This window comes from Kitasatospora sp. NPDC101157, from assembly GCF_044768255.1.
Lineage (GTDB): Bacteria > Actinomycetota > Actinomycetes > Streptomycetales > Streptomycetaceae > Kitasatospora.
Map to the genome: position 1 here is coordinate 370,974 of NZ_JBIWPL010000002.1, position 12,657 is coordinate 383,630.

At 66.4% G+C, this 12,657-nt stretch carries 5 protein-coding genes and 1 pseudogene; 1 reads left to right on the plus strand and 5 read right to left on the minus strand.

Annotation, left to right across the window (positions count from 1 at the left end):
* The first annotated feature begins 472 nt into the window (after positions 1–472).
* Positions 473–937: an NUDIX domain-containing protein gene (locus tag ACIRVF_RS05120; RefSeq protein WP_402814620.1), complete on the plus strand. Its 465-nt coding sequence runs from the start codon at positions 473–475 to the stop codon at positions 935–937.
* Here ACIRVF_RS05120 and ACIRVF_RS05125 read toward each other — a convergent pair.
* The 5 genes and pseudogenes from ACIRVF_RS05125 to ACIRVF_RS05145 form a co-directional block, all read right to left on the minus strand.
* Positions 885–3,995, minus strand: coding sequence for a lantibiotic dehydratase (locus tag ACIRVF_RS05125; protein WP_402813870.1), 3,111 nt, complete (start codon positions 3,993–3,995; stop codon positions 885–887). The genes ACIRVF_RS05120 and ACIRVF_RS05125 overlap by 53 nt on opposite strands.
* A 77-nt stretch (positions 3,996–4,072) precedes the next feature.
* The gene (locus tag ACIRVF_RS05130) at positions 4,073–5,416 is read right to left on the minus strand and encodes a lanthionine synthetase C family protein (RefSeq protein WP_402813873.1); all 1,344 of its coding nucleotides are present in this window, start codon (positions 5,414–5,416) and stop codon (positions 4,073–4,075) included.
* Positions 5,417–6,518: 1,102 nt separating this feature from the next.
* Positions 6,519–6,649, minus strand: a pseudogene (locus tag ACIRVF_RS05135) (IS481 family transposase); the annotation flags it as partial.
* 841 nt (positions 6,650–7,490) lie between these two features.
* A complete protein-coding gene (locus tag ACIRVF_RS05140; RefSeq protein WP_402813876.1) occupies positions 7,491–10,622 on the minus strand; it encodes a lantibiotic dehydratase in 3,132 nt (1,043 codons plus the stop codon).
* Complete coding sequence (locus ACIRVF_RS05145) at positions 10,619–11,965, minus strand: lanthionine synthetase C family protein (RefSeq protein WP_402813879.1); 1,347 nt, start codon at positions 11,963–11,965, stop codon at positions 10,619–10,621. Before ACIRVF_RS05145 ends, ACIRVF_RS05140 begins: the two co-directional genes overlap by 4 nt.
* Between the last annotated feature and the right edge of the window lie 692 nt (positions 11,966–12,657).

Consider the following 12,657-nt stretch of genomic DNA (forward strand, 5'->3'; position numbering starts at 1 on the left):
GACGGGCAGGAAGCGGCGCCGGCCGACGTCGCAGAGCCGAGGACCAGTCCGGCAGCGAGGGCGGTCGCGGCCATGGCCGGGGCGACGATCCGGGTGAGCACGTACACGGGTGAGCCTTCCGGTCAGGGAGCTCTGACGAGGAGAATGTACGCACCCGAAGCGGTGGAATCTCCCGGACTACCCGGACGAGTGCAGACGCGGGGTTGCTTGACGCACGCCCACCGGGTCCGTGGCCGCGCTGCGCGGTCGCGTACTGGCCCTGTTCGAGAGGGCCGAGAGGCCCTGCCATCCGATCGGCGCTTTCTGGCGGTTGGCTCGTCCCACGTCGGACCCCCGTGTCGCACCGGGCGATCCTGATGTACTGCTCCGGCCGCCCTTTCACGTCCTGGGCCGCTCGGTCTGGTGACGGTTCTCATGCTCACGTCTCCGGTCTCGCGAGGACGAAGTCGTTCCGGGGAGCAAGGTCGCCCGCATCCACTACGCCAGCGACCGCTCGTCCACGCTTCCCGCCTGGACGATTCCCGGCGGCAAGGTCGAGGAGGGCGAGCGTTTGGACGAGGCCGCCACCCGCGAACTGCGCGAGGAGACGGGCCTGGTCGTCGCCCCCGAGGAGCTGCGGCTGGTCCGCACCATCCAGGACAAGGCCGGCTGGGACAGTAAGGGCCCGATACTGCTCTCGGTGTTCGCCGCAACGTCCTGGCAGGGCGAGTTGACGAACACCGGGCCGGACAAGCATCTCGCCCACGATCATGTACCTGTGGCATTGAAGAGTCCCCCCGCCGACCCGCCGCCGGCCAGACGCCCGCAAGAAGGTGATCCACGAGACTCGGTGCACAGCCGCTACCGGACGGGGCCGTCTCGTGCCAGATCTACCCTGGGCCGCGTCAGGCACACGTTTTTCGAGTCGTGTTCGTGCGAACCACGGGTTCCACGCTGAGCCCTTTCCGCGTGCGCTGAAGTACCTGGAGGAGGCGCTCTTCGGTCGGGAGCCGCCCCGCAAGGAGCCGGTTGCAGTGAAGGTGGACGTAGCTGGCGAGGAGCCAGCTGCGGGTCGTGGTGAGCCGACCGGTGTCCTCCAGATCGGAGAGCTGTGCGTCGGCTGCCGCGAGCGCGGCCCGGCGCCGTCGTAGGATGTCGCCCACCGAATCGCCTAGAAGGGCCGGGCCCTCTGGGGTGCCGAGCAGAGCGCGAAGACGCTGCTGGTGTACACGGTAGTCGCCGCCGCCCTGGCGGCGGGCTTCCTCAGGGTGTTGCCGTACCTGGTCCGAGTACCAGCGCAGGCGGTCGCGGACGCTGAAGCCGAGCGCGGCCAGCAGGTCATCGGTGGTAACGGCGACCAGCTCAGTAAGGTCGGCGGACGGGTGCCCCAGATCCGTGCCTTCGGAGAGCAGGTGCATCACAGCTCGGCTGTCGGCGCAGAAGACCTCCTCGCTGATGTCGGTCCCTTCCGGGCCGCCGTACCGCTCAAGCTCGCGCTCGTAGGTGTCGATGGCGAGCCGTGAGACGAGACCCTCGTCGCTGAGCCGGGAGGTGAACCGAGTGACCTCCGGCAATAGGTACCGGGTGAGGGTGTCCGGGTCGCCCTTCCAGCGCACGCGCAGGTGGGGGTCGGGGTCGGCGTAGCGGATGAAGAACCACTGTTCGGCGAGTCCGGACACCTCGACCATCTCGCAGAGCTGGCGGAGAGGGCCCGCGAGGATGCCGTTCTCCTGATCGCGGTCGCAGTAGAGCTTGGCGAACAGCCAGTTGCTCCCGGGCAGGCGCCTTCGGTCGGTGATCGGGGCCGGGCGTCCGCCGTTGTGCCGGCTGCTCTGAGCGTGTGTGGCCGTGCCTTCGTGGGCTGCTGGCACGGTCGTGGGACGAAGGACGAGCGGAACCACGATCTCGCTCATGAAGAAGCCGTCCGCCCCGGGGATCCAGGCTGCGGTGGTGTCCGGCAGTGCTTCCTGGAGTGTCAGCTGGCCCGTTGCATCGGACCGGGCTTCGACCCTCAGCTGCTCGACGTGGCGGGGGTCGTCCAGGTCGAGCAACAGCCGGTTATCTGCCATGGCGAGGTAGAGGCGTGGCGGGACCGACCACGCCTCGCGCCAGGCCGCCAGGCGGGCCGCGAATGTCCTTCTGTCCGCGGTCCAGCCGTGGGAGCCGTCGACGGCGGACCTGAGCAGCCAGCGTGCCGGGGAGAACACGATCCGGCCGTACTGGACCCTGGGCAGGTACGGGAATCCGGCGGCCGGCCCCCAGTCGAAGGGGGCGAACTCGGGTGCCCCGTCACGGGAGACCTGATCGAGGAACCGGCAGACGGCAGGCGCCTGGTGGGTATTGAGCATGTGGCGGGCTGTCGGACGCAGCGCGGTGTCCAAATCCTGGGAGCGAAGGTGGAAGCGGCCGTTGCGGAGGCTGACCGTGATGTCATCGAGCGGGATGGTTCGGTGGGCAGGCACCCCGGCGGGCACGTCCAGCACGATCTCGTGGCCGGGTGAGGCAGGGCGTACGACTACGTTGGCCATGCGGTGGTTGGTCGGAAGGTAGACGACCTCAGCGGGCAGTCCGGCGTCGGGGCGGGCGCGGTTCTCGGCGTCGACCAGGCCACGGAGCGCCTCCCCGCCCTGGCGTCCGAGGAGGTCGGCGAAGCGTCCGAGCGAGCGGCCGGCGCTGGTGGCACCGAGGTTGGGCCCCACGATCACGAGGAAGTCCCCGCGGTCCACCGCCTCGGCGGACTGCGCCGCGACGAACGCGGAGATCTCCAGGGAGAGGGGCGCGTGCTCGGGATCGGGCCGGCATGTGCGCAGGGCCTCCAGCGTGGTGTCGGTCAGCTCGACGACGCGCTTCTTGTCGCGAAGGGCGCCCAGTGCGAGGTCCGTCAGTACGGCGGCACGTCGCATGCCCGCCTGCGAGGCGTCGATTCGGTGGAACGCGTGTTCGTGTCCGAGTGGTCCTATCCCGGTGTACTCGTCGAGCACATCCAGGATGGGGACCTCTCGATCCGGGCCGTAGCGGGCGGTGAAGGCACTCCGGAAGGCCGACACGTCTGGGGAGCCCAAGGGTTGCGGCGACATCTGAAGGAGCAACTCGGCTGCGTGGGCGCATGCTTCGCCCACGCGCGCACTGACCCGGTCGCCGCCGACGGGGCGTGCCATGTCGGTTTGGAAGACCAGTCCGCTTTGCGGGAGTATGTCTCCGGCCAGCTGGGTGAGATCGCGTTCCCGGGCTGGTGCTTGGACGGGTGGTGCCCTGTCGAAGTCCGACATTGCGGTGAGGAGATCGCCGAGTTTCATGACCGTCCGGGCGCAGCTGGGTCGGTTGGCGAGCCGTTGGCACAGATCACTGGCTGGATCCGAGGTCGTGAGTCTGGCGCGGAGGTCCGTGACCAGCAGGCGTAGTTCCCACAGTTCGGCGAGCATCCGGTCGATCTGTGCCGGGCTACCGGAGGAGTGGTCCAGCAGATGGCGGCGCAACCGGGGATACGGTACGGGTTGTCTGGCGACGCGTAGGAGCTCGCGTACGGCTGGGGTCAGCCGGACCGAGCCGGGGCTCCCCGCTCTGGTTTCGGCGAGCCGCAGTCGCCCGTGGCGCTCGACCGCGAGGGCATCGACCATCCACTCGCTCTCCGCGCGGACGATCGGGTCATCGTCCAGTGCTTGGCACAGTTCCGTCAGCCACTTCATGTCGGGGCGGGTGCGGATCCGGTCCCGGTCATTGCGGACGTTCAGCGTCGTGTTGTCGCCCCAGCCGGCGACGGACACGGCCGCGCACGCGCCGTACGGGGTCGGTCGGGTGCTCATGCGGATCAGGTAGCGCAGGAGTTTCAGCTCGGCCCGGGCTGTGTCTCGCGCCCTCGCATGCGGGCGGCGGAGGGCCTCCAGCAGGTCGGGGCTTGCGATGGCCAGAGCGCGCAGGACTCGCGGATCCGCCAGGCCGTCACGCGGGTCAGGTGAGCAGTGGGCTCCCGGTCCGATGGCAGGCAGCAGTGGTGTGCGCAGGATCAGCCAGGGCATCGGCTCGTAGAGGGGACCAGGGCCGCCTGGCGCGAACGGTTTCCGCCCGCGTCGGGAAGCGGCGGTCGCGTTCGCGGTCATGACAGTGCCAACACCCTGTCCCACGCCGGTTCACGGTGCGTCGCGGCGGAGAGCAGGACGAGAGCGACTCCGGCCGCCCCGTCGAGGAGTCCCGGCTGGTCGACGAGGTTGCCCCCCGGCTCGACGGCCGCGATGCCCATCGGCCGGTTCGGGTCGACGTGTGCCAGGATCTGCTCGGTGAGGTCGACGGCGGCGTCCCTGAAGATCGCCAGACCCGTGTCGTGCGCGAAGCGGAGTGTGACCTGGAGGAGCCCGGCGACACCGTGGCAAAGGGTCGGTGATCCGATCCGGCGCTCGTGGACGGGCCGCCGGTAGACGGCTTCCAAGGTCCGCACCGCCGTGCGGCACCACTCGTCCTCGGAGAGCGCGCGACCAGCCAGCCACAGGGCCCGGGCGATCCCCGGGCTGCCGTAGCACCATGCGCTGCGGGTGCACTCGCCGGCTGGCCCTTCGGTCACCCCTTGCCCGTCATCGACCAGGGGGATGAGAGCGGGCCAGTTGGGCCCGGCGGCGTCGTCATGCCGGTGGGACAGCAGCCACCGGACCAGTGCCCGGATGGCCTGCGCCAGCCCCTCGACCTCGACACCCCGCGCGGACGACAGAGCCATGATCGCCAACGGCCCCGGGATGCCGTGCGCCAGTCCACAGTTGAGGTTGCCCAACGGGTAGATGCGTGCCTGCTCCTCGTCGTACATCAACGGGGGCGGGGTGTGCCAGGCTGGCGGCCGTCCCGGGGCCAGCACCAGACCGACCAGCGCTCGCAGGACGTACGGCAGAGCCGGGTGCACACGTCGCTCCGTAACGGAGGGGAGGAGGTAGGCAGCGACGCCGCTCAGACCCGAGATGAGGTCGAACGCCGACACTGGCACACCCCTGCGTCCGCGCACCGCCGCCGACTCGGTCAGGCACTCCAGCGCAATCCGTCCGTCCAGGGTCCGGCTCAGGCTCCGGTAGTGGCGGCCGCGTCCCAGCAGCTCTGCGGAGAGCGCCACTCCGCTCAACCCGGTGAAGATGCTCGGCGGAGCGCCTCCACGTCGCTCGATGGCCGCCACCGAGCGTGTCAGATGAGCGTGTCCGAGGCGGTCCCACCCCTCTTCGGGGAAGCAGTCGTGCAGCTGGGCGCAGAGGATCGCCTGGCCGGTGTTGCCCTGCGCGAGCGACATCGCGTCCCAGTGCACCGACTGAGGGAAGCGTGTCTGTCCGGCAGCCAGTACGACGGCGGCCTCGACCAGTCCGGGATCGGTCGCACGGGACGCGATGAGACGGGCCGCCTCCAGGGCCCGCGCCCCAAGGGCCGAGCCCAGTTGACGCGCCCACGGCCGTCCGCTTTCCGGTGTCATATCCGGCACAGCGGGTTGGCGGGTTGGCAGGTGGGGAATTGGGGGCCGCACGTCTCGCAGGTACGACACGTGTCGTTGCCGCAGGTGTTGCAAGTAGCACATGTGGCACATGTGGCACGAGCGTCACAGGTGTTGCAAGTAGCACATGTGGCACATGTGGCACCAGCATCACAGGTGTTGGCACACGTGTTGGCGCAGGTGTCGCGGCAGGTGTTGTGGCAGGTAGCGAGCGTAAGCGGACAACCACACGTGGCGGAGTGCAGTGTGTGGCAGTCGCTGTCAGTGTCGCACCCGTTGGCCAGCGTCCCGACCCCTCCGGGTATGGGGGACGGGCGACTCGATCCCAGTCTGAGGTCGAGATCGAAGGAGTCAACGGGCACGGCCGACTCAACGTGTGTGAAGCGCAGAGTCGCTTCACGTCTCAAAGTGACCTTCGTTGCCTCCAGGCCGACGAACGGCGGCTGGTCGGTGCCGACCGTGGCCACCGACAAGACATCCGCCGACGCGAACTCCGCGTAGTAGTCCAACTCTTTGCTGAAGTACAGCCGGCGGTGCCCCGGACGGTCACTGTCGCCCAGCAGGCCGTTAAGAGTGATGGTTCGGACCGGCTTTTCGGAAGGACCGGATAGGTGTTCTGATACGAACTCGTCTTGCGGGCGCCCTTCTATACCGCTCGTATCGCTGGAGCCCGCGCTACTGTCAGTCATGACAGGCTCGCAATTTCTCTCGTCGGGAAACTTTTTCAACGGCGCGAACTGGGCTGCACACGGGCTCTGAGTACCTTGCGGATAGCCACATGGCGGTCCCGGCATCGCTGATGGGGTCGGCTGACTCCTGCATGAGTCCTTTGAGTGTCTACAAATAGGATCCCTCGTTTTTCGGCCCGATGCACGCGCGACCGTCTCGGCCCGATCCCACGATGTCTCTCCGTAACGTGCTACGCCATCGCCCCTGCGGTCGCCACGGCGTCACGACGGTGCAGCAGCATGATGTGACGCCCCAGGGAACCTGATGCCGGTGCGAAGCCGCAGCGATAATCTGGGAACGGAGGTATCAGTTCGACATCTTCCGGTTCGATTAGGGGAGCGATGCCCTCGGCAATGAGGGCATCGCTTCTAGTGTGAGAGCGGTAGCAGCCGCTGTCGGTCAACACCGCGGGAACATGAACCCGGCCCGGACGAAGAATTCGTTCACCCGGGCCCAGAAAGCGGCTGCAGTCTCCTTGCGCTCATCAAACCCTTCTACTGGCAGACGAATTTGCGCCGCCGAACCGAAGAAGGTCCGCTGTTCGCTGATGCACGCCGCCGCCCGCACCACCCGCACAGCCCTCCGCCGGCACGTACGGATCGCCGCTACCTGTCCCTGGCACACGGACCTTGGGAACACCGGACACCGTGCCGGGCCCTCGGCATGCCTCGCGACCACACACGGCCAGCAACACCGCACCAACATGATCAAATCAGCTCAGCCGAACCCAACTCAAAGGCGGAGGCCAGGCCTCCTCTCAGGAGAGGGTCGGCCCGTCTACGATCTGCCCGAGCGTCAGGAGTTGGTTTCGCACAGCGCAACTGCTTGAATTTGGACGTGACTTCTAGTGCTCCAGGCGCTGACTGCCCAAGTGTTCTTTTGGCTGGTCGAGGGCGCGTTCGATACGACATGGTCTAGGATCGCGCCCGTCTCGTTGTCGAAGAGCGGGCTGCCCATGTTGTACCCACCCCCGATTAGATGGGTACCGGCCGGGCAGGTTGCCTTCGAATCGTCATTCGCCATGGGCCCCGCAACGACCGTGGTGGTCGCAGCCTCGGCTCCAGAAGCCGTTGCAATCGCGACCGGCACAGTGGCTAGCAGGGCGCCTGTCAAAGCGGCCCAGACGCGCGACGTCTTGCTGGTCAATCGAATCATGGGATCAACCTTCCTGGGAAATTTCCCCACATGGACCAAGGTAGGCTTGCTAGCACCTACTCGGATCTCGGGGATCACTCAGTGTGATGCCCCAGCCGGTGAACACCGCTGTTGGGATTCACGCTTGAGGACATGGCTGGGATCATCGTTCTGTCTATGGGCTGGACCAAAGCTAAGATGCCGGCCAAACCGCAGACGTAGTAGCCAGAGGGGCTCTGGCCAATCCGGCCCTTGTGCGTCGCAGCAGCTCCAGAGCCAACGACTCGGTCGAGGTATCGGTGCCGAGAAGGCGATTCAGATGCAGGTGCACATAAGTGCGGCACAGTTGGTCGCCGGAGCGCCAAAGAACCCCGTCACGGCGCAGTGAGTCGATCAGATTGACGGCTGGAGCAAGTGCCAGGCGCCGTTTGGTCAACAGGCAGTTCACTTCCCCTTCGAGGGTAAGGGCACCACCCAGGGCTTGACGCAGGGCTCGTTGATGCTTTCGGTATTCCGAGCCCCCGAGCCGTGGCGGTAGCGGCCTGCCATAGGAGAAAGCTGCTCTCTCCTCGGGGGACACGCCCAGACAGGCGAGCAGGTCGTCGATGCTGATCACGGCCAGCTCCAGAAGGTCGATGGGGGCAAGTCGGTTTAGGGTGCTTGCTCGCAGCATGTCGGCGACGCTCGGGCTGTCGGCCATGAAGAGGGCCTCGGCAGCCGCTGTTCCTTCCTCGCCTCCGTACCGTTCGACTTCACGCTCGTACGTGTCGAACGAGAATCTCGTACAGAAGCCGTCCGCTCGCAGCCTGGTTGCCCAGGCACAAGCGTGCTCCATCAGCGGTCCGATGAGCGTGGACGAGTCTCCATGGAAGCGGAGGCGTATGTGGCGCTCGGGGTCCGCGTAACGCAGGAAGAACCAACCGTCAGAGAGGCCGGACTGAGTGGCGTACTCGGCGAAACTGCGCAGTGGGCCGCCGATCAGGTCATCCTCGTTCCGAGTGGGGCAGTAGAGCTTCAGATACAGCCAGTCGCTGCCCGGTGGGCGCAGTCTCGCCTTTGACTCGACTACATGCACGGCGGCGGGCGAGTTCCCGCCGCCACGTTCGCCTTTCCGGCGGATAAGGGGTATGACGATCTCGCACATATGGCCACCGTCCGCTCCCGGCAACCAGGCGTGCTCCGGTCCCGGTAGGGCTTCCTGCAGCAGAGCGGACTGTCCGGCCGGGACCGTCTTGAGTTCCTCCCGGAGTAGCTCGATGTGCTCTGCGTCGTCGAGGTCAAGCAGAAGGCGGTTGTCGCTGACGGCCAGGTAAACGTGGCGTGGAACGTCCCAGCTTCTCCGCCACGTTGACAGTGCCAGCGGGAATCGGTCGTGGGAGCTGGGCCGGAGGTCGCCCGCGAGGTCGAGCCGCCACTGCGCAAGTGCGAGCACGGTCCGGCCCCTGTACACCCGGGGCAGGAACCCGAGGCCGGCCGCTGGCCCCCAGGAGAACGGGGTGAATTGGCGGCGACCGTCATGAGCGGCTTCGAGCAGAAACCTGGCGGGGGCGGGCGCCCTCGCGGCGTTGAGCATGTGGCCCTGAACCCCGACGACGTCGACTCCGCCCGCGGGCCAAGTGATCACGAAGCGACCGGATCTGAGACCGACGACGAGTTCGTTAACGGGTATGAGGTCCTGGGCCGGCACGCCAGGCCAGGCATTGATGAGAACCTCTTGAGCTCGGATCGCGGGCCTCAGCGCCACATTCGCGGATCTTGGCGGATTGGGTGCATAGACCACCTCGGCGATCAGCGCATCCTGTTCGTGCCCCTGTTCAGCATGTGCCAGCTCCATCAGTGCGTTGCGGGCGGGTGCCCCGAGGAGTCCGGCGAACCGGCCGAGATTGCGGCCAGCAGCGGGCGCGCCGAGATTGGGCCCGACAACGAGCTGGAAGTCTCCTCTGTCGATGGCCGCCGGGGACGTGGCCGCAAGGAGGAACGACAGGTCGAGTGAGCGCGGTGCGTTCTCTGCGGCAGGATCCGACGTTGAGAGCTGAGCGATGGTCTCGTCGCTGAGCTCCACTACCGTGCGGCGTTCGCGGTTCGCCTCCAGAGCGAGGTCGAGCAGAAGCTGGTCACGCTGGTGGTGACTGGTGGTTCCTTCGCCGTGTGCACCGTACGCAAAAGGTGCCCCCAGGCCCATCGAGGGATCGATGAGCTCCAGCAGAGGAACCCGACGGTGAGATCCGTAGCGGGTTTCGAAGGCACGGCGGTAGGCCTCCATGTGTGGCATTCCTGTCGGGAAGGCGCTCAGGCGCAGGAGCAGCTCAGCGGCCGAGGCGGCTTCGGCGGCCACCGAGTCGTGGAGAGCGGTAGCTCGGAGCGTGAGCGCTGTATCGATCTGAAGGTGCCTCGGGGTGCTCGCCGAGCCGGGGTGCAGGTCGCTCATGCGCTTGAGCAGGGTCGGCAAGCGCTCTGTCCTTTGGTGGAGAGGGAGCTGATCCCACTCGTTGAAGTCCTGGGTCAGCCGGGCCATCCCACGTGCCATGGCGTGAGCTCGGGGAGACGGAGTTGCCTCCAGACAGGTGCGCAAGCGGGTCATGGGCTCACCACCGGTCAGTGCCGGGTCGAACTCCGAGATCAGAAAGCCCTGGGCCCTCAGATCGTTCACCAGTCGTCCGGCCTTGTCCGGGGTTGCTCCGGGCACGTCCCGCACAGCCGCTTCCAGGTCGGCCCGAGTGGTGGGTACCCGTGTCAGGGCGAGTACGCGGCGTACGGCGGCGGTGGCTCGGACAGAGGTCTCCGCTCCCGTGCCGGCAGAGAGGACGGCACGGCTGCCCCAAAGGAAAACCGCGGGATTGGCCATGAGACGAATGTGTTGGCTGATGTCTGGATCGCTGTCCAGTTGTTCCGCGAGATCGTGCAGCCACCCCATGTCGGCCCGTGTGAGCGTGCGCGATGCGGCCGGGATGAGCGCGAGGTCAGTGACGGGAGCCCACCGCACCAGCCCGACCCCGGCGAACAGGCCAAAGGGTGTTGGTCTCGTGCTCATCCTGATCACGTACCGCCTGAGCTTGCGGATCAGTCGGGGTGCGGACCGGTCCTTGGAAGCGGTTCGGTCGAGTGCCGCGGCCAGATCAGGGCTCGCCACCTGCACTGCGAGGCATAGCAGTGGATCACGTGGCATCAGGGAGACGTCGGACTCGGTTGCCAGGGGCGCCAGTCGTGCGTCTGCAGGGAACAGCGGGGCCCGCACCATGGCCCATTCGAGCGGCTCGTAAAGCGGAGGGCGACCGCCAGGCTGTCCCGTGTGCAGGGGAAGAGGTCCGGCGTGAGGTCCGGTCATGACAGCAGGAACATCCGGTCCCAGGCCGGGTCCACTCCAGTGGCAGCGGCAAGGAGGGTCATGGCGACGCCGGACGCACCGTTGAGCAGCCCCGCCCGGTCCACCGCGGCATTCTCCGCCTCCAAAGATGCGAAGCCGAACGGCCGATCGGGCTCGTAGGCGGCCAGGAGCTGATCGACGAGGTCGGTCGAAGCCTTCATGAAACAGTCCGATGCGGTGTCGTAAGCGAATCGCAGAACGATGTGGAGTAGTCCGGCAATTCCATGGCAGAACGTGGGCGAGTCGATGTACCGCAGTTCCACGGGACGGCGCAGGACACTGGTCATCCCCTTGACCGCCGTGCGGCGAAGGTCCTCGTCGTTGAGAGCCTCGCCGGCGTGCCACAGGGAGCGGGCCACCCCCGGAGTGCCGTAACACCAGGCACTTCTGGTTGCGGCTGACGCCATTTGCGACGCCGGCTGGCCTGCTGGTGTCAGCGCGTCGGGCCATCCCACCCCCCATGCGTCGTCGACGCCATGTGATGCCAGCCAGTGAGCGAGGGCGTTCACCGCCTCCGCCTGCCCGGGGACTTCGTGGCCTGCGCGCAGTGCCAGAGATAGGAGGGCCAGCGGCCCGGGTATGCCATGGGCCAATCCACAGTTAAGATTTCCCGACGGATAGAGCTGACGCATCGACTCAGATGTCAGAAGCTCGGGCGGGGTCACCCAGCGTGGTATCCCATCTGTCGGCTCTACAAGGCGAACGAGTGCCGTAAGGATTCCCGGAAGCACTCCATGCGGATCGCGCTCCAGCAGGGATGCCGCTACTCCGCTCGCTCCGGACACGAGATCGAAAGCACTCACCGGAACACCGGGCGGGCCCGTGCCCAGCCGTGCCGCCGCCGCTGATGCTTGTGGTGCGAGCATCTCGTCGACACCCGTAAGTAGCCGCTGATAGCGGTTGCCGTCCCGGCTCAGTGATCCGAGGGCGAACGCAAAACCGCTGAATCCAGAGAAAAGGCCGGATTGTATGGGCCTGCTCGAATCTAAAGCGGTCACTCCCTCGGCGAGGAAACCGTGGCCGATCGCATCCCATCCCTCGCCTGGGAGGCACCGGTCGAAGTAGGAGCACATCACGGCAATCCCGGAATTCCCCTCGGCGAGTCCGTATGGGGTCCATTTGATGAACTCCGGATATCGCGTCTGTCGGCGTGCAAGTGGGAGGCACTGTCTGATGCGCGCCCGATCGGCGACGCGCACGGCCACGTCACGTGCGACGAACAGTGTCGTGCTCCGTCGGCTCGCGTCGAGGGCACTGGCCCACGGAGACGTAGGTTCGCGGTGACCCGTTGTGGACCCTGGCATCTGGCCTTCTCGGGGGTTCTGTGGCGTACGGGCAATCGTGATTTCAGGGGGTGGCAAATGGAAAAATCGCTAGCAGTTGCCGACGCATGCCGTTTCGATGCAGCTGGGGCTACAGGTTTGATCATCCGTTGGGCACGGGTGACTACAGGTGGGTTGGCCGCATGTCCAATCACCGCCACATGTCGGAATGTCACATTGGGTGTCATAGCACGTTTGGCAGGACATGCTTCCACAGGTGCAGGTGAACCAACCCTGTGTCCAGCACTGATCCTGGGTGTCGCACGGACCACCCTCGTAGGTTTCTGTGTCGTCCTCGTTCGCCGCCCCGCCGGCATCTCCAAATCGGGAGAATTTGCACGAGCCCAGTCGGAAATCAAGATCGAATTCATCCGGCGGGTGCGATTTCATGGCGTGAGTGTAGTCAATATCGGCACCCTTCCTCAGTGTGATCTGAGTAGTTTCTATCCCAGAGGGAACTGCCTTGCTGGAAGGAATCGGGCCGTAGATAATATCCGCGACAGGGAATTCAATGAAGTAGTCGAGTTCCTTTGTGAAGTAAAGGCGCTTGCAGTCAGGAAAGTCGCTGTTCCCGAGGATCCCGTTGAGGGTCAATCCGATAGCCGGCGACCGTGAGGGCTCAGAGCGTAGGCCATTGACGAGAGGATCTCGCGGGTCTCCCGCATCCCCAGAAT